The 23,462-nt window shown below is 69.3% G+C and carries 20 protein-coding genes and 1 pseudogene; 10 read left to right on the forward strand and 11 right to left on the reverse strand.

Annotated features, from left to right (window positions below):
- Nucleotides 1-18: 18 nt before the first annotated feature.
- Entirely contained in the window at nt 19-180 is a 162-nt protein-coding gene (locus B8W69_RS29710; protein ID WP_085977768.1) for a hypothetical protein, read from the forward strand.
- A gap of 114 nt (nt 181-294) precedes the next feature.
- On the opposite strand, the gene B8W69_RS00705 is transcribed toward B8W69_RS29710, so the two are convergent.
- From B8W69_RS00705 to hemL, 7 genes are read right to left on the reverse strand one after another with little or no spacing between them, the layout of a single operon-like run.
- Complete coding sequence (locus B8W69_RS00705) at nt 295-1,611, reverse strand: MinD/ParA family ATP-binding protein (protein WP_085288053.1); 1,317 nt, start codon at nt 1,609-1,611, stop codon at nt 295-297.
- A gap of 60 nt (nt 1,612-1,671) precedes the next feature.
- On the reverse strand, nt 1,672-2,655 hold the full coding sequence (ccsB, locus tag B8W69_RS00710; RefSeq protein ID WP_085288054.1) for a c-type cytochrome biogenesis protein CcsB: 984 nt from the start codon (nt 2,653-2,655) through the stop codon (nt 1,672-1,674).
- The gene (locus tag B8W69_RS00715; RefSeq protein WP_085288055.1) at nt 2,652-4,283 is read right to left on the reverse strand and encodes a cytochrome c biogenesis protein ResB; all 1,632 of its coding nucleotides are present in this window, start codon (nt 4,281-4,283) and stop codon (nt 2,652-2,654) included. The genes ccsB and B8W69_RS00715 overlap by 4 nt, the downstream gene beginning before the upstream one ends.
- 47 nt (nt 4,284-4,330) lie before the next feature.
- Nucleotides 4,331-5,122, reverse strand: a complete 792-nt coding sequence (locus tag B8W69_RS00720; protein WP_085288056.1) for a cytochrome c biogenesis CcdA family protein — start codon at nt 5,120-5,122, stop codon at nt 4,331-4,333.
- A gap of 16 nt (nt 5,123-5,138) precedes the next feature.
- The gene (locus B8W69_RS00725; protein WP_085288057.1) at nt 5,139-5,753 is read right to left on the reverse strand and encodes a TlpA disulfide reductase family protein; all 615 of its coding nucleotides are present in this window, start codon (nt 5,751-5,753) and stop codon (nt 5,139-5,141) included.
- 20 nt (nt 5,754-5,773) lie between these two features.
- The gene (locus B8W69_RS00730) at nt 5,774-6,382 is read right to left on the reverse strand and encodes a histidine phosphatase family protein (protein WP_085288058.1); all 609 of its coding nucleotides are present in this window, start codon (nt 6,380-6,382) and stop codon (nt 5,774-5,776) included.
- Complete coding sequence (hemL, locus tag B8W69_RS00735) at nt 6,382-7,731, reverse strand: glutamate-1-semialdehyde 2,1-aminomutase (RefSeq protein ID WP_085288059.1); 1,350 nt, start codon at nt 7,729-7,731, stop codon at nt 6,382-6,384. Before hemL ends, B8W69_RS00730 begins: the two co-directional genes overlap by 1 nt.
- Before the next feature lie 54 nt (nt 7,732-7,785).
- Between hemL and B8W69_RS32150 the strand changes: the two genes are divergently transcribed.
- The 6 genes and pseudogenes from B8W69_RS32150 (at nt 7,786) to B8W69_RS00760 (ending at nt 11,741) form a co-directional block, all read left to right on the forward strand.
- Nucleotides 7,786-8,094: a hypothetical protein gene (locus tag B8W69_RS32150; RefSeq protein WP_181447303.1), complete on the forward strand. Its 309-nt coding sequence runs from the start codon at nt 7,786-7,788 to the stop codon at nt 8,092-8,094.
- Between the two features lie 4 nt (nt 8,095-8,098).
- On the forward strand, nt 8,099-8,494 hold the full coding sequence (locus B8W69_RS00745; RefSeq protein WP_085288060.1) for a nitroreductase family deazaflavin-dependent oxidoreductase: 396 nt from the start codon (nt 8,099-8,101) through the stop codon (nt 8,492-8,494).
- Between the two features lie 10 nt (nt 8,495-8,504).
- The gene (locus B8W69_RS00750; protein WP_165762526.1) at nt 8,505-9,692 is read left to right on the forward strand and encodes an enolase C-terminal domain-like protein; all 1,188 of its coding nucleotides are present in this window, start codon (nt 8,505-8,507) and stop codon (nt 9,690-9,692) included.
- Complete coding sequence (locus B8W69_RS00755; protein WP_500684392.1) at nt 9,599-10,606, forward strand: ketopantoate reductase family protein; 1,008 nt, start codon at nt 9,599-9,601, stop codon at nt 10,604-10,606. The genes B8W69_RS00750 and B8W69_RS00755 overlap by 94 nt, the downstream gene beginning before the upstream one ends.
- 21 nt (nt 10,607-10,627) lie before the next feature.
- Nucleotides 10,628-10,798: pseudogene (locus B8W69_RS32155) on the forward strand (SDR family oxidoreductase); the annotation flags it as partial.
- Between the two features lie 52 nt (nt 10,799-10,850).
- Nucleotides 10,851-11,741 (forward strand): SDR family oxidoreductase, encoded by an 891-nt coding sequence (locus tag B8W69_RS00760; protein ID WP_439330575.1) that lies wholly within the window; start codon nt 10,851-10,853, stop codon nt 11,739-11,741.
- 13 nt (nt 11,742-11,754) lie between these two features.
- Here B8W69_RS00760 and B8W69_RS00765 read toward each other — a convergent pair whose 3' ends face one another.
- Genes B8W69_RS00765 through B8W69_RS00775 form a run of 3 tightly spaced genes read right to left on the reverse strand, consistent with a single transcriptional unit; the run spans nt 11,755 to nt 15,671 of the window.
- Entirely contained in the window at nt 11,755-13,113 is a 1,359-nt protein-coding gene (locus B8W69_RS00765; RefSeq protein ID WP_085288063.1) for an amino acid permease, read from the reverse strand.
- A gap of 57 nt (nt 13,114-13,170) precedes the next feature.
- Nucleotides 13,171-14,520 carry an MFS transporter gene (locus B8W69_RS00770; protein ID WP_085288315.1) on the reverse strand — a complete coding sequence of 450 codons (1,350 nt, stop codon included), beginning with the start codon at nt 14,518-14,520 and terminating at the stop codon, nt 13,171-13,173.
- Between the two features lie 5 nt (nt 14,521-14,525).
- Nucleotides 14,526-15,671, reverse strand: a complete 1,146-nt coding sequence (locus tag B8W69_RS00775) for an LLM class flavin-dependent oxidoreductase (protein ID WP_085288064.1) — start codon at nt 15,669-15,671, stop codon at nt 14,526-14,528.
- 446 nt (nt 15,672-16,117) lie between these two features.
- Between B8W69_RS00775 and B8W69_RS00780 the strand changes: the two genes are divergently transcribed.
- The 3 genes from B8W69_RS00780 (at nt 16,118) to B8W69_RS00790 (ending at nt 22,753) form a co-directional block, all read left to right on the forward strand.
- Nucleotides 16,118-16,981 carry an alpha/beta hydrolase gene (locus tag B8W69_RS00780; protein WP_281255191.1) on the forward strand — a complete coding sequence of 288 codons (864 nt, stop codon included), beginning with the start codon at nt 16,118-16,120 and terminating at the stop codon, nt 16,979-16,981.
- A gap of 51 nt (nt 16,982-17,032) precedes the next feature.
- Nucleotides 17,033-19,156, forward strand: coding sequence for an acyltransferase family protein (locus B8W69_RS00785; protein WP_085288065.1), 2,124 nt, complete (start codon nt 17,033-17,035; stop codon nt 19,154-19,156).
- A 279-nt stretch (nt 19,157-19,435) separates the two neighbouring features.
- The gene (locus tag B8W69_RS00790) at nt 19,436-22,753 is read left to right on the forward strand and encodes a helix-turn-helix transcriptional regulator (RefSeq protein ID WP_085288066.1); all 3,318 of its coding nucleotides are present in this window, start codon (nt 19,436-19,438) and stop codon (nt 22,751-22,753) included.
- 1 nt (nt 22,754) lies between these two features.
- Here the strand turns inward: B8W69_RS00790 and B8W69_RS00795 are convergent, their stop codons facing one another.
- Nucleotides 22,755-23,441 (reverse strand): Rv0518 family GDSL lipase, encoded by a 687-nt coding sequence (locus B8W69_RS00795; RefSeq protein WP_085288067.1) that lies wholly within the window; start codon nt 23,439-23,441, stop codon nt 22,755-22,757.
- Between the last annotated feature and the right edge of the window lie 21 nt (nt 23,442-23,462).

A 23,462-nucleotide genomic window follows, 5' to 3' on the forward strand; every position in this document is an offset into this window, starting at 1 on the left:
GCCCCAAGGAGGTGTTTGGTGCTCTACCTGCTGCTCGTCGTGATTTTGGGGACGCTGATCTACGTCGGCTGGCGTGCGGCGCGGTCGCAGGCCCACCGGCCGAAGACGCGCGTCATCGGACCCGACGACGATCCAGACTTCTTGCGGCGGTTGGGTCACGGCGACAACAACCCGCGCTAGCTCGATGGCGGCGGCCCACCGCGCCCGGCTTCGCCGCGCTTGCGACCGCCGCGCTGACTCGATGGCGGCGGCCCACCGCGCCCGGCTTCGCCGCGCTTGCGACCGCCGGGCTGGCTAGCCGAGCACTCCCGGGTTGTGCTGGTCGCCGGGGAACCCGTCGGCGACGATGGCGGCCAACTCGGTGAGCGCTTCGCGCGTCCCGCGGCGCAGCCGGTCCAGTTCGATCTCGGCGCCCTCTTCCAGGTGCGGGTCGAACGGCACCAGCTGGACCGCGCGGCAGCGCCGGGAGAAGTGGTCGATCACCTTGTTCATGTCGACCTTGCCCGGGCGGGGCTTCACCCCATTGATCACCGCGATGGAATTGCGGACCAGGTCCTCGTGACCGTGGGCGTCCAGCCAGTCCAGCGTCGCCGAGGCGCTGCGCGCGCCGTCGATGGACGCCGAGCTGACCACGACCAGTGCGTCGGCCTTGTCCAGCACCGAGCTCATCACCGAGTGCAGCAGGCCGGGCCCGCAGTCGGTGAGCACCAGACCGTAGAACCGTTCCAGGATGTCCAGGATCCGCGCGTAGTCCTCGGCGCTGAACGCGTCCGAGATGCCGGGATCCGTTTCGGAGGCCAACACCTCGAGACCGCTCGGCCCCTTGGAGGTGTAGCGGCGCACGTCGCTGTAGCGCTCGATGGTGCCGGCGTCGTGCAGCAGCTGGCGCACCGTCGCCGCCGTCTCCAGCGGGATCTTCTGGCTCAGCGTGCCGCGGTCGGGGTTGGCGTCCACGGCTACCACCCGGTCACCGCGGATGGAGGCGAAGGTGGCGCCCAGCGTCGCGGCGATCGTGGTCTTGCCGACGCCGCCCTTGAGCGACAGGAACGCCACCCGGTAGGAACCCCGCAGGGGCCGGTTCACCTGGGCGACCAGGTTGTTGTACCGGGTGGCCCGCGGGCTCTCGCCCAGGTTGATCAGGCCGCCGGACAGCTTGAACAGCAGCAATCGCCAGCCATCCGATGGCGGCGGGGCGACCGGGCGCAGCAGCATGCCGGTGGACAGCTCCGGGTACGGCGTGTGCGGCAGGTGCTCGGGACGCTGCTGGTGCGGGGCCCCCCGCAGCTGAGTGGGCGGCGCATCCTGACCGTCGTAGTAGGCGCCATACGCGGTCGGGTCGACGCGTGGGATGCCGGTCATGGGCGTGGGGTCCCACGGCGGCATGCCACCGGGCCTGGGCGCCGTGGGCGGCGCGGCCTGCTGGCGCTCGGGTCCGGGGACGCGGCGTTCGGTGCGGAATCCGGCGAAGGCGCGGGTGGGTGCGTCGTCGCCACCCGAGTGGGCCCTCGGCTCCGCGCCCTCCTGCTGGTCCGCCGCCGACGCTGGCTGTGGAGGTATCTGCGTGGTCGGTTGTTCGGGCGACCCCACGCCCGACGTCGGATGCTCGGTCACTGCACTCCCCCTTGTTGTGCTTTTCCCGTGTTGTGCGTTATCCGGGCCGGTTGTGCACCGTCACCCGACGCCCGCATAAGAATGCAGGCCCACAGTGACCAGGTTAACGAAGAACAAATTGAAGACCATGGCCACAAACCCTGCGACATTGATCCAGGCGGCTTTTCTGTCCCGCCATCCCGCCGTCGACCTGGCGTGCAGATACGCGGCGTAGATCACCCAGGCGACAAATGACACAGTCTCTTTGGGATCCCAGCCCCAATATCTGCCCCAGGCCTCTTCGGCCCAGATGGCCCCGAAAATGACGCCGAAACCGAACACCGGAAAGGCGAAAATCGTCGTCCGATATGCGATGCGGTCCAGGGTCTGCGCGTCGGGGAACCGCTGCACCAGCCGGCTTAACGCGCTGTGCTCGGTGCGGTCGGGGTCTCCTAGCGGTGACGTCCGCAGCAGGAACAGGATGCTGGCGATGCCGGCGACCAGGAAGACGCCCGATCCCAGGCTGACCACCGACACGTGGATGGGCAGCCAGTAGGACTGCAGCGCGGGCATCACCGGCGCGGCGTTGGTGTACAGCCAGCGTCCGGACACCGTGAGCAGGATCAGGACCGGCAGCAGCAGGAACACCCACAGCGGGCGGTATTGCGGGCGGCGCAGCACGACCGCCCCGGCGATCAACCCGCACAGGCAGGTCAGGTTGATGAATTCGTACATGTTGCCCCAGGGCACGCGCAGGGTGGCCAGGCCGCGCAGCACCAGGCAGGCCAGCAGCAGCCCGATACCCAGGTACACCACGGACAGCCCGGCCCGGCCGACACGCTCGTCGACCGGGCGCTGGCTCGCCTCTTCCACGACGCCGGGGGTGACGGAGTCGGCGCTGACGGCACCGGCCAGCACCCGGGCGCGCTGATCCGCGCGGCGCCCGCCGGCGTAGGCCAGCTCGAAGGCCAGCAGCAGCAGCGCGATGACGAGGGCCACCACGGCCGACGTGAACGCCCAGTCGGAATAGCGCGCCAGCTCGATGTTGACGTGAACGGTATTCATTTGACGTCCACCTCAGGACTCCTCTTGGACGCTGCGGGTGTCGCGTCGCCGTCCGACGCGGTGGGTGTGTTGGCGCGAGCGGCGCCGGAGTCGCCGAGAACCAGCCGCTCGGACAGCCGCTCGAACTCGTCGCCCCAACCGGAGTTGTCGGTGCGCGCCAGGCCACCCAGTTCGACGTTCACCGTACCGGGCGACCCGCCGGCGTCCGGCGTCAGACGGACCCACACCCGGCGGCGGCGCACCAGCAGCGACACCACCAGACCGCCCATCATCGTGATCGCGAAGACCAGCACCCAGGTCTGGCCCGGGTCGTGCGAGACCTGCAGGTTGACGAACGGGACGGCGCCGTCGAAGCGGATCACGGTGCCGGCCGCCGGCCCCTGGTCGATCCGGACCGACTGGCCCGCGCGCAGGTTGACCCGCTTCTCCTTGGTCAGCCGGTGCTGCTCGATGAGGCGGGGGTCCAGGGTGAACAGCGACTGGGGCCGCCCGGTGTCCAGCCCGGTGTCGCCGCGGTAGATGTCGATGGCCACCGCCGGGGCGTCCAGCGCCGGGAAGCGCGAGGACAACAGCGTGCCTTCGAGCTGCTCGGTCGGGGCCAGCAGGCCCTGGATGGCGATCTCGTGGTTGCGGCGCTCCGCGGCGTTGGGGTAGCTGCCGGCGGGCGGGTCGATGCGCACCACACCCGACGAGAGCAGGGTCTGCGGGTTGTCGGGTCGCCACTGCACGGTCGCCCTGCGGACCTGCCCGTCCGGGTAGGTGACGCTGAAGGTGGGCGCGTAGCCGTGGCCCTGCAGGTACACCCGGTCGCCGCCGAGCCGCAGCGGGTGGTTGACCTCCAGCCGGTAGTGCCGCCAGGTGTTGGCGGTCAGATCCTCGCCGGACTGGTAGTCGATGTTCGCGGCGAACGAGGTGGCCTGCCCCGACGGTAGGTAGTGCGCCGCGAAGTCGTCGACCCGGATACACAGCGGGTGCAGCGAGGTGCCGTCGACGGTGTTGCCGGCCCGGAACGAGTCGAACGCGGCCGGCGAGGCCGAGCAGAAGCCGGGACCGCCGTCGGCGATGACGATGACGTTGCCCTCGTAGCCGAACAGCTTGCCGACGGCCACCGCGACCAGCAGGCCGAGCAGCGAGAAGTGGAAGACGATGTTGCCGAACTCGCGCAGGTAGCCCTTCTCGGCGGACACCTCCGCGACTTCGGCATCGGCCGGCTCGGCGCCGTCCTGGTGCCGGATGGCGGTGCGCCAGCCGCGCAGCCGTTCGGCGAGCGTGTTGGCCAGGGCGTTCAGCTCGTCGGGGCCGGCCTGGACCTGGTAACTGGCGTACTTGGGCAGCCGGGCCAGGTTGCGCGGGGCGGCCACCGGGGTCGACCGCAGGCTGCGGACGTGCTCGATCATCCGCGGGGTGAGGCAGCCGACCAGCGACACGAACAGCAGCACGTAGATGGCGGTGAACCAGAAGCTGGAGAACACGTTGAAGGCCTGCAACCGATCCAGCCACGGCCCGATCACCGGGTGGGCCTTCAGGTAGTCGTCGACCTTGCCGGCGTTGAGGTTGCGCTGCGGCAGCAGCGCCCCCGGTATCGCGCCCAGGGCGAGCAGGAACAACAGCACCAGCGCGGTGCCCATCGAGGTCAGCGCGCGCCAGGTGTTGCGGCTCCACGCGAATAGGTGCCTCAAATCGGCAACCTCACGTCGGACACGAACGCGTCGCGCAGCCAGGAGATGAAGTCGTTCCACACCCCGGTGACCAGCAGCGCCCCGACCGTGATCAGCAGGACGCCGCCGAAGATCTGGATGGCCCGGGTGTGCCGGCGCAGCCAGCTCAGGCCGCCGACCGCGCCCGCCGAGCCGAACGCCAGCAGCACGAACGGGATGCCCAGGCCCAGGCAGTAGGCGATCACCAGCACGATTCCGCGCGCCACGCTGGCGCCGTCGGTGGCCGAGGCGACGGTGATCACGCCGGCCAGCGTCGGCCCCAGGCACGGCGTCCAGCCCAGCGCGAACACCGCGCCCAGCACCGGCGCCCCGGCGACCGTGCTCAGCTGCCGTGGACTGAACCGGGCCTGGCGTTGCAGGGCCGGGACGAGGCCGACGAACACCAGCCCCATCACGATGGTCAGCACTCCCCCGGCCCGCTGCAGCAGCAGTTGGTTGGTGATCAGCGTGGTTGTCATGCCGAGGACGGCAACGGTGCCGAGCACGAACACGGTGGTGAACCCCGCGACGAACAACGCCGCGGATCCCGCGACCCGCCAGCGGGCGGACCTCGCGGGGCGCGCAAAGGCACAGTTCGCGCCTTCCGGCGGCTGTTCGTCCACGCCGACGACGGCGGCCAGGTACGACAGGTAGCCGGGCACCAACGGCACCACGCACGGCGAGGCGAACGACACCAGACCGGCCAGCAGGCACGCACCGAGCGCCACCAGAAGCGGTCCGGCGGCGGCGATCTGGGTGAATCCGGTCATCGCGGTCCCGAGCCCGTCACGGCGCCGCCCTGCCCGCCGGGGTCGGCGAGGCCTCGCCGGCCAGCCGCTGCACCACCGGCTTGAGGTCGGTCGCCAGCAATTCGCGCAAAAAGACCGCGGCGACCCGATGCTGGCGGTCCAGGACGAGGGTGGACGGGATCACGGTGGTGGGGTATTTGCCGCCGAACGCGATCATCGTGCGCATCGCCGGGTCGTAGATGGACGGGAACGTCACCTCTCGGTCGTTGACGAAGTCCAGCGCGGCCTGCCGGTTGTTGTCCCGGACGTCGATGCCCAGGAAGGACACCCCGGCGCCGCGGGTGGCGTCGTACACCTGCTGCAGCTGGGTGACCTCGGCCCGGCACGGCCCGCACCACTGCCCCCAGATGTTGATGACCACGACCCGGCCGGCGAAGATCGGGTCGTCCAGCGACAGCGTGTGCGCGGGGTCGGCCAGGTCGGGTCCGGCCAGCGGGCCGGGGCGGCCGCGCCGGGACGGCGGGTCGTAGTAGATGTCGGTCTTGCCGCCGGGCGAGACGAATTCGAAGGTCCCGCCCTGGGCGACCGCGTCGTGCCCGGAGGAGCAGCCAAGCAGGCCGGGGAGCAGCGCCGCCAGCACGGCCCCGGCCATCGCCTGTCGTCCCCAGCCGATCAACGCGCCGCCGGTTCGCTGTACTCGACGTCGGCCAGCCGGTCGCCGTCGTAGACCAGGGTCGTCACCGACGCGAGCCCGCATTCCCGCCGCCGCGGGTCGTGCCACAGTCGCCGGCCGGTCACGTGCAGCCGCAGCGTCCACACCGGGAGTTGGTGGCTGACGCACACCACCTCGTGGCCGGCGCCGCGGGCGCGGGCTTTGTCCACGGCCGTCTGCATCCGGGTCGCGATCTCGGCGTACGGCTCACCCCAGGACGGCCGGAAGGGGTTGCGCAGTTGCCACCACACCCGCGGGTCGCGCCAGGCGCCGTCGCCCGGGCTGACTCGTTTGCCCTCGAAAAAGTTGGCCGATTCGATCAGGTCCGGATCGGTGTCCACGGCCAGGCCGTGCTTGGCGGCGATGGGGGCGGCGGTCTCCTGGGCCCGCTGCAGCGGCGAGGCGATCACCGCGACGATGTCGCGGCCGGCCAGCGCGTCGGCCACCGCGGCGGCCTGGGCGCGGCCGTTGTCGGAGAGTGAAAAGCCGGGTAGGCGCCCGTAGAGGATGCCGCTCGGGTTGTAGACCTCGCCGTGCCGCACGACGTGCACCCGGGTGCGCTCGGCCATCAGGACTTCCCCTCCTCGGCCTGCGCGGCGGCCCCGGCCGCAGCGGGCAGGGCGCCGGCGATCCGGTCGAACGCGCTGTCGTCGAGCGCGGTGGAGACGAACCACGCCTCGAAGGCGCTGCACGGCGGGTAGACACCCGCGTCCAGCAGCGCGTGGAAGAACGGCGGATACCGCCACGTCTGGGTAGCCCGCGCGGACGCGAAGTCCGTCACCGGCGTTTCGGAGAAGAACACGCTCAGCATGTTGCCGGCTCGCGGAATCTGGTGCGCCACACCGGCATTCGTGAGCGCATCGGAGAACAGCCCGGCCAGGCGATCGGCGTTGGTGTCCAACGTGGCATAGGCGGCGGCGTCGGCGTTGCGCAACGTGGCCAGTCCGGCCGCCATCGCCACCGGGTTGCCCGACAGCGTGCCGGCCTGATACACCGGGCCCAGCGGTGCCAGCCGTTCCATCACCTCGGCCCGCCCGCCGAACGCCGCGGCCGGCAGGCCGCCGCTCATCACCTTGCCGAAGGTGAACAGGTCGGCCTCGACAGGATCGATCCCGTACCAACCACTCCGGCTGACCCGGAAGCCGGTCATCACCTCGTCGATGATCAGCAGCGCGCCGTGCTCGGCGGTGATCGCGCGCAGCGCCGCGTTGTAGCCGGGCGCGGGCGGGACCACGCCCATGTTGCCCGGGCTGGCCTCGGTGATCACCGCCGCGATCTGGTCGCCGAACCGGGCGAAGCTCTGTCGGACGGCGTCGACGTCGTTGTAGGGCAACACGATCGTGTCGGCCGCCGTCGCGCCGGTGACTCCCGGCGAGGACGGCAGGCCCAGCGTCGCCACCCCGGAGCCCGCGTCGGCGAGCAGCGCGTCGACATGGCCGTGGTAGCAGCCGGAGAACTTGATGACCTTCGCGCGGCCGGTGAAGCCGCGGGCCAGCCGCACCGCGCTCATGGTCGCCTCGGTGCCGGAGTTGACCAGCCGGATCCGCTCGACCGGCGCCACCCGCGCGATCATCTCGGCGGCCAGCTCGCTCTCGGCCGGCGTGGGCGCCCCGAACGACAGGCCCGAGGCGGCGGCCTTGCCGACGGCCTCGACGACGGCAGGGTGGGCGTGACCCAGGATCATCGGCCCCCACGAGCAGACCAGGTCCACGTACTGGTTGCCGTCGGCATCGGTCAGCCGGCACCCGCGCGCCTCGGTGATGAACGGCGGCGTCCCGCCCACCGCGCTGAACGCGCGGACCGGCGAGTTCACCCCACCGGGAATGACGGCGCAGGCATCCTGGAACAACCGCGCAGAGGCCGCCGTGGCCCGCGCGGCCCCGGTGGCGTGCGCGGTCGCCTGATCGCTGCTTCCCATGACGACTAGTGTCCCAGCCCGCGCGGACCCTTCCACTACAGGGTGTAGCAGAACGTGCTAAAGGGGGGCGGCGGGGACCCGGCGCCCGGGCTAATCGGCGTCCTGCTCCCCGGCTTCCTGGCCGCGATGAAGTTGCGGCGCGCGGCCTCGTGTTCTTTGTCCGCCGCCCGCCGATGCGCCGCGACAGTCACCGAGACCCTCGACGACCACACGTTCCTCGACTTCGGCGGCCCGCTCGTGTGCAACGCCGGCTTCATAATGGCGCTGCACTCCGCGGCGATGTGCCGCCTGATCGCGCTCGTGAGAATGCTCGGCGTGTTCGGCTGCGGGGTTGTCCTCACCCGGCGCATGCGAGTTGGATAGCGGTATGCAATTCCCACAAGGACTTGCCCGCTTCAACCGTCACGTCACCAATCCGATTCAGCGGATGTGGGCCGGTTGGCTCCCGCCGTTCGGGATCGTCGAGCATGTCGGGCGCCGCTCGGGCAAGCCGTACCGCACACCAGTCAACGTGTTCAGCACCGATGTCGACGGCAAACCCGGGGTGGCCATATTGCTGACCTATGGGCCCGACCGGGATTGGCTGAAGAACCTGAAGGCCGCGGGAGGCGGGCGGCTGCGCAGCAAGGGCAAGGACTTCGGCATCGCCGATCCGCGCGTGGTCACCAAGGACGAGGCCGCGGCGCACGTAACACGCAGGGTGCGAACGGTTTTCGCGCGGCTGCCCTTCGAGCAAGCGGTATTGCTCACGAAGACCCCTTGACCACGCGGTGATGCGGATCACGGCGATCGTCGAGCGAGCGGTCAGCCTGGACGGCGGCCGACGCGGCGGGCCCGCCAATGCGGTGGTGAACTTCGCCCACCACACGGTCTCGCTGGTCGCGGTGATCACCGACGTGATCCGGCACGGACGGCCCGTGGTGGGCGTGGCTTTCGATTCGATCGGCCGGTTCGCCCAGAGCGGGATCCTGCGCGACCGGATGGTCCCGCGCGTGCTGGCCGCGTCCCCCGACACCCTGCTGGATGCGTCCGGATACGTCGATCCCGCCGCGGTTTTGGCGTGCGCGCTCACCGATGAGAAGCCCGGCGGACATGGCGACCGGGCGGCGGCCGCGGCCGCGCTCGAACTGGCCTGCTGGGACCTGAACGCCAAACTGCGCGACGAGCCCGCCTGCGCGACCATCGCCCGACATGCCGGACGAGAGCCCGCAGCGTCGGTTCCGGTGTACGCCGCCGGCGGCTACTACTACGCCGACGGCGGGGTCGATTCGCTGCGCGCGGAAATGCGGGGATACCTCGACGCGGGTTATGACGCGGTCAAGATGAAGATCGGCGGCGCGGCGCTGGGCGAGGACCTCGCGCGAATCGAGGCCGTCATCGACGTCGTCGGCGACGCCAAACGGGTCGCGGTCGACGCGAACGGCCGGTTCGACCGGGCCGAGTCCACCCGTTGGGCGGGCGCGCTGGCCCCCTACGGCCTGCGCTGGTACGAAGAGCCGGGCGACCCTCTGGATTACGCGCTGAACCGGGCGGTGACGGAGTGCTATGACGGTGCGGTGGCCACCGGCGAGAACCTGTTCTCGGTGCCGGATGCGACCAATCTGATGCGGTACGGCGGGATGCGACCCAATCATGATGTGTTCCAGATGGATCCGGGCCTGAGCTACGGGTTGACCGAATACATCCGGATGCTCGACGTCGCGGCGTGTCACGGCTTCGACCGCCGCTTCGCCTTTCCGCACGGCGGTCATCTGATCAACCTGCACGTCGCGGCGGGGCTGGGCCTGGGCGGCTGCGAGGCCTACCCCGGTGTGTTCGCGCCGTTCGGCGGCTACCCCGATGCCTGCGCGCTGTCGGCGGGCCGGATCTGGCCGACCGACGCCGCGGGCTTCGGGCTCGAGCAGAAGACCGGCCTGGCCGAACTGATCGTCGAGCTGACCGACGGGAGAGGGCGGGGATGAAGATCGCGGTAATCGGCTGCGGTGCAATGGGTTCCATCTATGCCGCCAGGCTGGCCGCCGCGGGCAACGACGTGCTGGCCGTCGATCGCTACCAGCCGGGCATCGATCAGATCGCCCAACACGGGCTGCGAGTCACCGGTCCGGGCTACGACCGGGTGGTGCCGCTGCGGGCGAACACCACCGCGCCGGACGAGGCGATGGATCTGATCGTGCTCGCCGTGAAGGCGGCCGACGTGACAATGGCTGCGCGACAAGCCCTTTCGATGCTCGGTGCCACCACCCCTGTGCTGACCATCCAGAACGGCCTGGGATCGGCGGACACCGTCGCGGGCATCGTCGGCGAGGAGCGGGTCGCGGTCGGAATCGCCAGCGGATTCGGCGCGGCGACCGTGGCCCCCGGGCATGTCCGCCACAACGCCATGAAAGCGATGCGGTTCGGCGCCTACTCGTCGCTGCCGCTCGCCACGGTCGAGTCGATCGCGCGGGCTTGGCGCGACGCCGGATTCGATGCGGCCGCGGCCACCGACATCGCCGCCATGCAATGGGAGAAGCTGATCTGCAACGCCGCCTACAGCGCACCGTGCGCGCTGACCGGCATGACCGTCGGCCAGGTGATGAACGACCCGGACGTGGCACCGGTCAGCCAGGCTGCTGCGACGGAGGCGTGGACGGTCGCGCGAGCGTCGGGCATCGCGGTCGCCGTCACCGATGCGGTCGAACACGTGCGCGCCTTCGGCGCACAGATGCCCTATGCCAAACCGTCGGCGCTGCTGGACCACGAGGCGCACCGGGTCAGCGAGATCGACGTCATCAACGGCGCGGTCCCGCGCCAGGGCGCCCGGGTCGGTGTCGCGGCGCCGGTGAACGCGACCCTGACCGCGCTGATCAAAGCGATCGAAAGCCGATGGAGCTGACTGGGCGGCCGCGGCGCCCCGGTGGCCCGCGGCGCCGACCCGACCGCCGGGCGTCAGCGCATCGAGGCCGCGATCGACAGCGGTGACACCGAACTGTCCGAGCGCTTCCGGCGATTGGCCGACAAGAATCTGCGGGTGCTCGTCGGCGACGTGGGAGCGCCCAATCTCGGCCTGGACACGCCCACCTACCAGCGCCTCGCCGAGTCGGTGGACCTCGTCGTACATTCGGCCGCCCTGGTCAAGCATGTGCTGCCCCTACAGCCAGCTGTTCGGGCCCAACGTGGTGGGCACCGCCGAGATCGTCAAACTCGCAATCACCAAGCGGTTCAAGCCGATCAACTACATCTCCACCGTCGCGGTGACCGCGCTGCCGGACGGCAACTTCATCGGCGAGGACGTCGACGTGCGATCGGCGAGCCCGTGGCGGTCCCTCGACGAGTGGTATGCCAGCGGCTACGCGACGAGTAAATGGGCGCGCGAGGTGCTGCTGCGCGAGGCCCACGACCTGTGCGGGGTGCCGGTGGCGGTGTTCCGGTCCGACATGATCCTGGCGCACAGCAACTTCGCCGGCCAGCTCAACGTGCCCGACATGTTCACTCGCCTGATCCTGAGCCTGGCCGCCACCGGGATCGCACCGCGCTCGTTCTATCAACTCGATGCGTACGGCAACCCGCAGCGGGCCCATTACGACGGGCTGCCAGCCGATTTCACCGCCGAGGCCATCACCACCCTCGAGGCCCGCGCCCGGCAGGGGTACCACACCTACAACGTGCTCAACACCCACGACGACGGCGTCGCCCTGGACACCTTCGTCGACTGGCTCATCGCCGACGGGCACAAGATCGAGCGCATCGACGACTACCGGCAGTGGCTGGCCAGATTCACCGAGGCGATGGAGGCGCTGCCGGAGAAGCCGCAAGAGCTCCCTGCTGCCGCTGATGAATATGCGAAGCCCGGTGAGCCGACGCACGGCACCGGCATGCCCGCCGATAAGTTCTGTGCGGCAGTGCAATCCGCGGGCATCGGCAGCGATAAGGACGTCCCGCACGTGACCGAGGCCCTGATCGACAATTACGTCACCGATCTGCAGCGGCTCGGCCTGCTGAGGACGCGCACCGGGGCGCACGCGGGGTAATCCGGAAAGAGACCTATTCTCGCGAGACCGCGCCGACACGGCCGCGCGATCGCGCGAGGAAGTACAGCCCGATCACCACCGCCCAGGACAGCAGGCTGAGCCAGAGCTGGCTGCGCGCCGTGTGATCGAACGCCATTTGCACCAGCACGGCGGTGATTCCGGTCAGCGTGAGAATCGACAGCACCGGGTAGAACCACATCTTCACCGTCAGTTTTTCCGCCGGTGTGCGGCGGCGCAGGATGATCTGCGACAGGGCGATCAGCCAATAGACGAACAATATGATGGCGCCGGATGAGTTGAGCAGGAAGAGGAACACCGTGTTGGGCGCGACCCGCGCCATGATGACGCATCCGAACCCGACCGCCGACGAACACAAGATCGCGAAGTGGGGAACGCCGCGCCCGCTCAGTTTGACCAGCCGCGTCGGCGCCTCGCCCCGCTCGGCGAGCACGAACAGCATGCGCGACGCGGTGTAGAGACCGGAGTTGAGGCAGGACAGCACCGCGGTCAGGACGACGGCGTTCATCACCTGATCGGCGCCGGAAAGCCCCATGTGTTTGAGCGCGGCCACGTACGGCGAGGCGCCGAGTTCGACGGAGTCCCAGGGCAACAGCACCACGAGCAGGAAGACCGAACCGACGAAGAAGATCCCGATGCGGGCCACGACCGACCGGGTGGCCTTCTGCACCGCGAGCTCGGGGTGGCGGCTTTCGGCGGCCGCGACGGTGACGATCTCGGCGCCCACCATGGAGAAGATCACCACCACGATGGCGGCGAACACCGCGCCGACCCCGTGCGGAAAGAATCCGCCGTGCGCGCCCAAATTGGCCAGACCGCCATGATGGCCCGGCACCAATCCCACGACGTAGGCCGTCCCCACCGCCAAAAAGATCACGATCGTCGCGACTTTGATTCCGGCGAACCAGAATTCGAATTCGCCGAAGGACGACACCGAGAACAGATTGGTCGCGGTCATCAACAGCATCAGGCACAGCGACAGCAGCCACAGCGGCGCATGGAACCAGTAGTTGAGCACCTTGCCCCCGGCGACCGCCTCGAAGCCCACCACGATCACCCAGAAGTACCAATACAGCCAGGCGGCCGAGAATCCCGCCCAGCCGCCCAGGGCCTTGGCCGCGTAGTCGGCGAACGATCCGGTCGACGGGTTGGCGGCCGCCATCTCGCCCAGCATCCGCATCACCAGGACTATCAGCAGGCCGCAGAGGGCGTAGGTGAGGAACGCGGCCGGGCCGGTGTCCTTGATCACCACACCGGACCCGACGAACAGGCCGGCGCCGATCACGCCGCCGAGGGCGATCATGCTGAGCTGCCGCTGCGACAGTCCTTGGCGCAGTTGTGGATTGCTAGCCATTCCGGACCACGCTTGTTACCACAGCACATCGGTGACCCAGATGCCAAGCGGCGTGGCCTAAAGGTACAGGTCGCGATCGCGGATCAGGGCCGTGGCGATCACACTGATGACCGCTGTCGCAACCAGATACCCGCACGCCAGCCACGGCGCGCCGCCGAGCGCTATCAGCGCGGTCAAGATCATCGGGGTGACCCCGGAGGCGTAGATGCCCGAGACCTGGTAGACGAACGACAATCCCGTGTAGCGCGTGTTCGTGGGATACAGCGCGGAGTACAGCGTGCCCTGTGCGCCGTAGAACAGCGCGTGCACCGCGCCGAACACGACGATCATCGCCAGCCCGAACCACACCAGGTCCTTGGTGCCGAAAAGGGCGAACGCCGGAAAGGCCGCCAGGCCGTAGCAAGCGATGCCGGCCAGATACACCCGCCGCGCACCGAAGCGCTCGGTCAGTCGGCCCGACACCGGCAGTAGCACCGCCATCACCAGCGCGGCGATGGTCACCACCACCAGCACCGACACCCGATTCAGCCCCAGGGCGCCCGTGGCGTAACTGATGGCGAAAACACCCCAGGTGTTGAATGCCGAGCCCTCCGCCCACCGCGACAGCAGGCCCAGCACGGTGTTGCGCCGCGACCGCGGCTCACGGACGATGTCGCGGATCGGCACGGTGGACGCGGCCTGCAGGTCCTGCAGTTCGCGGAACGCCGGTGTCTCGTCGACCCGTAGCCGGACCAGGATGCCGATCACGACCAGCAACAGACTCAGCAGGAAGCCGATGCGCCAGCCGTAGGAGAGGAACCGCGCCGGCCCCAAAACGACTTGCAGGGAAGCGAATATGCCGGTGCCCAGGGCCAGGCCCAGCGCCAAACCGATTTGCGGGATCGCCCCGAAGCGGCCGCGCCGGTCACCGGGGCTGTGTTCGACGGCCAGCAGCACCGCCCCGCCCCACTCGCCGCCGAGCGCGAAACCCTGCAGTACCCGCAGGACCAGCAGCAGCACCGGCGCCCAGGCGCCGATCTGCGCGGCCGTGGGCAATACCCCGATCAGTGCCGTCGCGCCGCCCATGATGAGCATGGTCAGCGCCAGGCTGCGCTTGCGACCGATCCGGTCGCCGATGTGGCCGAACACCAGGCCGCCGATGGGCCGCATGACGAACCCGACGGCGAAGGTCGCGAACGCCAATAGTGTTCCCACCAAAGAAGTCTCGTTGGGAAAGAACACCTTGTTGAACACCAGGCCGGCCGCGGTGGCGTACAGGAAGAAGTCGTACCACTCGACCGTGGTGCCCAGCAGGCTCGCCGCGACGACGATGCGCAACCGCCGGCGCTGCTGCTCGGCGGATTCGTCGACCGCGTCGGGCACCGCAATCCCGGCGTCGGGCGCGGCGGCGGGCAAGGTCGCTGCCATGGCCGTCAGTGCGCCGAGGCGACCGCGAACGGCGTCGCCGCTGCCGGGTGCGATTGGCGGTTGGGGTGCCGCCACAAGCCCATCCGTTCGAGCAGCGGCAGGACGCCCTCACCGAACCAGTAGGCCTCTTCCAGATGCGGATATCCCGACAAGATGAAGTGGCTGATGCCCAGTTTGGCGTATTCGGCCAGCCGCTCGGCGACCTCGGCGTGCGAGCCGACGAGGGCCGTGCCCGCTCCCCCGCGAACCAGGCCCACCCCGGCCCACAGGTTGGGCGCGACCAGCAGTTTACTGCTGTTGCCGCCGTGCAGGTCCAGCATGCGGCGCTGGCCTTCGGATTCGCTGCGCGCCAGGCTGGCCTGCACCCGCTCGACGTCGGCCGGGTCGATCGCGGCCAGCAACCGGTCGGCCTCGGCCCACGCCTCGGCGGCCGTGTCGCGGCTGATCACGTGAATCCGCAAGCCGTACTGCAGGATGCGGCCGGCATCGACGGCCAGTCCGCGGACCCAGTCGAGCTTCTTGGCGACCGCGGTCGGCGGCTCGCCCCAGGTGAGATACACGTCGGAGTGCTTGGCCGCCACCGGTCCGGCGGCTGCCGACGACCCGCCGAAGAACACCGCCGGGATCGGGTCGGGCGGGTTATTCAGCTGGGCGCCCTCAACTTGAATGTGTTCTCCCGCAAAGCTAACCGGCTCCCTAGAGGTCCACAGCTGGCGCACCACGTGCAAGAATTCGGCGGTGCGGGCGTAGCGCGCCTCCTTGTCCAGGAAGTCCCCGTAGGCCCGTTGCTCGTGCGGTTCGCCGCCGGTGACGACATTGAGCAGCAGCCGCCCCTCCGAGTGCCGCTGGAACGTGCCGGCCATCTGCGCGGCCAGGGTCGGACTCAGCATCCCGGGACGAAACGCAACCAAGAACTTCAGCGTCTCGGTCGATTCGACCAGCATCGCCGTCGTCAACCACGCGTCCTCACACCACAATCCGGTGGGCGTGAGGACGGCTTCGAAACCGTTGTCCTCGGCGGCCGTGCAGATCTGGTGCAGATACTTCAGCGTGGCCGGCCGGTCGCCGGACATGGCGGTACCGTGTCCGCCCGCGACCAGATTCCGCGAATCGCCGTAGGTCGGCAGAAACCAATGAAACGCGAGACTCAATTCACAATCCTCTTTCGCTCCGCTTTCGCCCCTGTGCACAGGGACTCCATCCTGCTGAAGTCGGCGCCGGCGAGGGAGGGTTGAAACCTGCGAGATTGCATCCCCGGCCGGACACCGCCTGCACCGCCGGAGCCGCCGGCCGCGCGCGCCGGGCCGCAACGGCGAGGCGACGGGCGGGCGGCTGGCAGCACCGCGTCTCCCGCTGTCCCAGAAGGCAATACGATCGCAATAATTCGGGCGGCGGCAACCGGCGGATTCGGCGCTACGATGATCACGATCTCGTGCGATACCGCAACTCGGCGCCGGCGCCGGCCGCACTGGGCGACGGGCCGGACGGCCGAAAAGATCACCGCTTCGGCACCGGAAGATCACGTCAGATCACACAATGCTTCCAATACGGCGTGGCTCGGCGGGTAATCCCCGCTCAGCGCGGCATTATTGCGATCATGCCTGACCTCACACGCCGAGCGGTGCTCCGGATGGGCGCCGGTGCCAGCCTCGGAGCCGCCGGCGTGCTCACCTTCAGCTCCCTGCTGGCTCCGGCCGCCTCGCGCGCCGCGACGCTGCCGCAGGCGCCCGCGCCGTTCGAACCGCCGACGGCGGGCAAGGCCCTGCCGACCCGGCTCACCGGGTCGTTCGTGTCGGCGGCCCGCGGGGGGATCAAGACCAACTACGTGATCGCCATGCCGCCGGGCCAGACCGGCTCGCTGCGTCCGGTGATCGCACTGCACGGCGTGGACGGGGATGCCAACCAGATGCTCGACATGGGCGTCCCGGACGGGCTGGCCCAACTGGCCAAGGAGGGCAAGCCGCCGTTCGCGGTGGTCGGCGTCGACGGCGGCAACACGTACTGGCACAAAAGGACTTCCGGCGAGGACTCCGGTGCCATGGTGCTCGACGAGCTGCTGCCGATGCTGTCCACCATGGGCTTCGACACCTCCCGGGTCGGTTTCATGGGGTGGTCGATGGGCGGATACGGGGCGCTTCGCCTGGGCGCCAAGCTGGGGCCGGCACGGACCGCCGGCATCTGCGCGATCAGCCCGGCGCTGTACACCTCCTATCCGCTGAGTGCGCCGGGTGCTTTCGACAGCAACGACGACTTCGTGCAGAACAGCGTGCTGGGCCTGCCGGCGCTGAATGCGATTCCGCTGCGCGTGGACTGCGGCAACTTCGACCGTTTCTATTTCGCCACAAAGCAATTCGTCTACCAGCTGAAGACCCAACCGGCGGGCAGCTTCTCTCTCGGCGGACACGACGTCGCCTACTGGCGCAGCCAACTGCCCGGTGAACTGGCCTGGATGGCGACCTAGCCCACGCAGATGACACTTCGGGAGGAATCAGTCGCCGGCAGCCCAAACGTCGTGGAGCGGCGGACTTCCCGAAGCGGATTCCGGCCCGACATCGAGGGGCTGCGTGCCGTTGCGGTGATCGCGGTCGTGCTCTACCACGCGGGCATCCCCGGAATCACCGGCGGCTACATCGGCGTGGACGTCTTTTTCGTCATCTCCGGCTTCCTCATCACCGGGCTGCTCTTTCGCGAGGCGAGCACCACGAATACCGTTCGGCTGGGCCGGTTTTACGGTGCCCGCGCCCGGCGGCTGCTGCCGGCCGCGGCCATCGTCGGCACCATTACCGCGATCGGTGCGGCCGCGGTGCTGCCCCCGCTGCAGGCGCGCAGCGTGTTCCTCGACGGCATCGCCAGCGCGCTCTACGTCGGCAACTACCGGTTCGCGCAGCGGGGCACCGACTACCTGGCTTCCGACGCCCCGTCGCCGTTCCAGCACTACTGGTCGCTGGGGGTGGAAGAACAGTTCTACCTGGTGTGGCCGGTGCTGATCATCGCCGTCGCCTGGTCGGTCCGGCGCATCCCCCACCTTCGCGGGGCCGCGACGCGCGCGACCCCGCATGCGGTGGTACTCGCGGTGGTCGCCGCGGCGTCGTTGACGGCCGGCGCACTGTGGACCCGAACCTCGCCGTCGTGGGCGTTCTTCTCGCTGCCGACCCGCGCCTGGGAACTGGCTGCCGGTGGCCTGGTGGCCCTGTCGCTGCAGCAGTGGCGCCGGCTGTCGCTGCGAACCGCGTCGATCGCCGGCTGGGGTGGCCTCGCGTTGATCCTGCTGACCTGCACCCAACTCAACTCCCACACCCCGTATCCCGGCACCGAGGCGCTGCTGCCGGTGCTGGGCACCGCGCTGATCATCGGCGGCGGCGCGGTCACCGGCGGGCTCGGGCCCGGTCGCCTGCTGTGCCGGCCGGGGATGCGCGCCATCGGCCGGATCTCGTATTCGTGGTACCTGTGGCACTGGCCGGTGCTGCTGCTGATGCCCGCGCTGCTCGGCGAGCCCGCGGGGCTGCCGGCCAGGCTCAGCGCCACGGCCGTCTCCGCCGGGTTCGCCGTCATCACCCTGCACCTGGTGGAGAACCCGGGCCGCTTCGCCGCGGCGCTGCGCCGGTCGGCGAAAGTCAGCCTGGCCGTGGCGGGCGGCGCCAGTGCCGCCACCGCGTGCGCATGCATGCTGCTGCTCAACGTGATCCCGGCCCCGGTCGGCCACGGGGTGGCCGCCCCGCGCGCCAACATCATTACGACGCCCCCGGCCAACGTCCCCGCCGTCACCCCGCAGGAGGCGGCGGTGCGTCAGGCGTTCGACCAGGCGCGCGTGGCGCTCGCGGCGGCCGTCGGCCTGCGAGCCGTCCCGTCGAACCTGGACCCACCGCTGGACAAGGCGCCCGCCGACAAGGCCACCGTGTTCGTCAACGGCTGCGTACGCTCCTGGCGCGACGTCGGACAAAGCGAGTGCGCGACGGGCGACACCGCCTCGCCGACCACCGTCGCCCTGATCGGCGACTCGCACGCCGCCATGTGGAATCCGGCCTTCGAGCAGCTCGCCGAGCAGCGGCACTGGCGGCTGGAGACGCTGGCCAAAGTGACCTGCCCGCTGCAGGACCTGCACATCACCAGCCCGTATCTGGGCCGCGAGTACGTCGAGTGCGAACAGTGGCGCACCCAGATCATGGGCCGGATGAACGCCGAACACCCGCGGCTGATCGTGCTGGACATGAGTCGGCGCTACGGCGGGGACTTCGGCTTCACCTCCTACGACCCGGCGTGGATCGACTCCCTGGGACGCACCGTGGCGCAGGTGCGCGCCACCGGAGCGACCGTCCTGGTACTGGGGCCCGCCCCCGACCCGCATTCGTCCGCGCCGACGTGCCTATCCGCCCACCTCGATGACGTGAACGCTTGTACGCCAACCAAACCCGCGGCGGTAGACGGCGACGGGATCGCCGCCGAGCAGGCGGCGACGGCCCGCAGCGGCGGCCACTACGCCGATTTGACCGACATGTTCTGCACCCCCGACCGCTGCCCCATCGTCGTCGGCAACACCCTGGTGTTCCGCGACGACAACCATGTGACAACCGAATACGCGCAGTTGGTGGCACCGCTGATGGGTGCGCTCGCGGACCGCGCCCTGGCGAACGGGTGAGCGGGGATGAACTTCTCAAGGTTGACCAACGTCAGATCAGTGAAGGGTTTTTGGAGGTTCTAGGGTCATGTCTCCGCTGTTGCTGGTCTGCATCGCAGTAGCCGCGCCCTTCGCCGGGATCGCCTTCCTGCACGTGCAGGACCGCTTGGAGCGCTGGGACTACGAGCGGCACGCCAACGACTGAGACCGGTCGTGGCAGAAGCTTCGCTTTCGTAAGTCGGCGCAGCGCCGGCCGGTTTGTACGCCATTGTGCTGATGTTTTCGCCTCGCCGCGCCCCCATGCTGGCTAACATGATCAAAATTGATCCGCCGGCGGATATGCCACTGCTGACATGGAGCGAGCAGAGCGTGAGCGAGCTGCCCACTGGGACCGTGACGCTGCTGCTCGCCGACGTCGAAGGCTCGACGCGCCTGTGGGAAACGCAGTCCGAGACCATGACAACCGCGCTCGACCAGCTCAATCGGACCGTCAACGACCTGGTCGCCGGCCACGGTGGCGTGCGGCCCGTCGAACAGGGCGAGGGCGACAGCTTCGTCGCGGCGTTCGCCCGCGCCAGCGACGCCGTCGCCTGCGCACTGCGGCTACAGCTAACCGTGCGGCCACCGATCCGGATCCGCATCGGTCTGCACACCGGTGAGATCCAGCTGCGCGACGCCGGCAACTACGCCGGCACCACCATCAATCGGACCGCACGCCTGCGCGACCTCGCCCACGGCGGGCAGACCGTGCTCTCCGGCGCGACCGAACCGTTGGTCATCGACCGGTTACCGGACGAGGCGTGGCTGACCGAGCTGGGCGAACATCGATTGAGGGATCTGCCGCGCCCGGAACGGGTCGTACAACTCAATCATCCGGGCCTGCACAACGACTTCCCGCCGTTGCGCACCGCCAATGACGTTGCGGGCGCGCATCTTCCGAACCAGTTGACCAGCTTTATCGGCCGCTGCAACCAAATCGACGACATCGCACAGTTGTTGAAAGAGAACAGATTCGTCACCCTCACCGGCGCAGGCGGGGTGGGAAAGACACGGTTGGCGGTGCGGGTCGCCGGCCAATTGACGGGCGAATTCACGGGCGGCATCTGGTTCGTCGACCTGGCGCCGGTCACCAACCCGCTCGTCGTCCCCGTCACCGTGGCACGCACGCTGGGCCTTACCGACCAGCCGGGCCGCTCCACCATGGAGACCCTGTGCCGGTTCGTCGATCACCGAAAGATGTTGCTGATCCTCGACAATTGCGAGCACCTGCTGGACGCCAGCGCGGACCTGACGGTGGCTCTGCTGGACGCGGGTTCCGATGTCACCGTGCTGGCCACCAGCCGGGAGCCGATCGGCATCGCCGGAGAGCTGACCTGGCGGGTGCCGTCGCTGTCGGTGGACGGTGAAGCCGCCGAACTGTTCGTCGACCGCGCGCGACGCACACGGCCGGATTTCCGCCTCACCGAAGCTAATTCGTCCGTGGTCGCCGAGATCTGCCGGCGACTCGACGGTATGCCGCTGGCGATCGAGCTCGCCGCGGCCCGGACCCGCACGCTGTCCCTGAGCCAGATCGTCGACAGCCTGCACCACAACTTCCGCCTGCTGGCCGGGGGCGCGCGCACCGCGGTTCGCCGTCAGCAGACGCTGCGCGCGTCCATCGACTGGTCGCACGCCATGCTCACCGAGCCGGAACGCGTTCTGTTTCGCCGGCTCGCGGTATTCATGGGCGGTTTCGACCTGGACGCCGCGCACGCCGTGGGCGCCGACACCGATGCGGAGCACTTTCAGCTCATCGATCTCCTCGGGCTGCTCGTCGACAAGTCACTGGTCGTCACCGACGAAATCGACGGCACAATGCGGTACCGACTGCTGGAGACCGTCCGCCAGTACGGCCTGGAGAAGCTGGCCGAGTCGGGTGAAGCCGAGCAGGTGTGGACCCGTCATCGGGACCACTACACCGCCGCCGCGGTGACGCTGGAATCCCGGACGGGCGGCGACGGGACACCGGTGGTCCCCTGGGCCGAGGTCGAGATGGACAACCTGCGGGCGGCGCATGCGTGGAGTTGCGACGCCGCCGATTTCGATTCGGCGTTGCGGCTGGTGTCGGCGTTACGGCGACTGTGGGTGACACGCGGGCGTTTTCGCGAAGGCGTGGCCGGGTTCGACGCCGTGCTCACCGACGAGCGATACCGTGATGAGGACGTCGCTCCGCAGGTGTGGATACGTGCGGTGGCCGAGCGTGTGCTGCTTGCGGTGTGGTGCTCGGTCCCAAGCAGTCGGGAACGAGCGGAGGAAGCCCTCGCCGCCGCGCGCCGCCTCGACGATCACGCACTCGTCGTCCAGGCACTGACGGCCTGCGGCATGCTCGCCATCAGCACCCCGGAGTTGGCCGGTCCGTACATCAACGAGGCGGTTGAATTAGCCCGCGCCGCGGGCGATCCCGTCGCGCTGTACCACGTGCGCAGCTACCAGTGCTTCATCGCGAGCGTCGCCGGCGACACCGCCGCGTCCGTTGCTGCCGGTGTGGAGGGGCGAGACACCGCCGACGCGCTCGGCGACAGCTTTATGTCCCGATACAGCCGAACGTTTCTGAGCGGTTCGCTGGTGTTACGGGGCAGCCTGGCGGAGGGCCGCGCGGTGGCCCAGGCGCTGATCGAGGAAGCGCGAGCCGCCGGCGATCACTCGATGGAGGCATTCGGGCTGATGACCGTCGCACAAGCGCTCGCGTTCGGCGGCTATGCCGGGGCGGCCCGCGCCGCCGGCCAAGCCGCCCTCGAAATCGGCTCTGCAATGGGCGGTTTCCATGAGGACACCGCTTACGTTGCGGTGGCCAACGCCGAACTCGCGCAGGGCAACGCCGCGGCCGCCAAGGAGGCGTGCGAGGCGGCCTGGCGGTACACGTCCCCACTCAAGGAACTCTTCGTGCGAAGCGTCCTGCCGATGGCCGAGGCGGCACTGGCGTGCGGCGATGTGCTCGGTGCGCGGCGCTGGGCCGACGACTCCGTCGCGGCCGTTCCGGGTTCCCATCAGGTGGCGGCGCTCACCGCGCGCGCCAGAGTTGCCGTCGCCCAGGGCGAACCCCAGCAGGCCGAATGCGACCTGCACGAGGCGGTCGCCGTCGCCGAACACACCGGCGGGCATCTGCACCTGCCCGAGGCCTTCGAATGCCTCGCCGCGATCGCCGGCGAAACCAATCCCGAACATGCCGCGCGTCTGATGGGTGCGGCCGAGCGCATGCGGCGGCACTACGGCAAGGTCCGGTTCACGGCCTTTCAAGCCGCCCATGACGAGTCGTTGGAAAAGGCCCGAGAAGCGTTGGGCCACGATGCCTTCGACGCCGCATGGTCCGAAGGCATGGCACTGTCCACCGAAGAGGCCATCGGCTACGCGCGGCGAGGCCGCGGTGCGCGCGGGCGCCCGGCCAGCGGATGGGAATCGCTCACGCCTACCGAACTCGAGGTCGTTCGGCTCGTCAGTGAGGGGTTGCCCAATAAGGACATCGCGACGCGGCTGTTCGTCTCGCCGCGCACCGTGCAGACCCATTTGACCCACGTCTACGCCAAACTCGCTGTGTCATCACGGGTTCGGCTCGCCCGGGAAGCCGCCCGCCACAGCTGAGTCAGGTCGACAGCTGCGTGCGGATGAGCGGCGCGATCTTGTCAGCCATATATTGATGCCCCGCGTCATTCGGATGCACCCCGTCGGCACCGATCAGGTCGGGGCGGCCGACGAACCAGTGTTCGGCGATCGGGTCGATGAACGTCGCCCCCGCGGCCCCGGCAGCGCCGGCGAGGACGTCGCGAATCATAAACATCGACGGCGGCACATCGGCGGTCGGCCATGGCGGTCCGATCACCAGCAACCGCGCCGCCGGCGCGAGCTGGCGCGCCACATCCAAAGCGGCGTTGGTCTTTACTGTCAGGGTCGCGGGATCGACGCCCTGGTCGTTGCGGGAGCCGAAGAACACCACCAGCGCATCGTCGGGCTGGACCGCCCTGGCGGTCAGGTCCTCGAAGATACTGCCGTGGTCACCGGGCGTGGCATAACCGGCTCTGCCTTCGGCCGCCACGCTGCCCGAAATCCGCGAACCCCGCGAACCGAGCACCTGCCAGGCGCGCACCGGCCACGATCTGGATCCCAGGCCACCCTCATTGGTTCCGGTGGTATACGAATCCCCCACCACTGCGACATGATTCAACCGGAAGTCGAGCGTCAGTGTCTCGTAGGTGCGCACCTGCGCCGGGTATGCGATACCTACGCCCGCCAGAAAACTCAACCCAATGAGAAAGGTGGCCAGACGACTCACTCTCACCTCCACTGTCAACGG

The sequence above is a fragment of the Mycolicibacterium vulneris genome (assembly GCF_002104765.1).
Classification (GTDB): Bacteria; Actinomycetota; Actinomycetes; order Mycobacteriales; family Mycobacteriaceae; genus Mycobacterium; species Mycobacterium vulneris.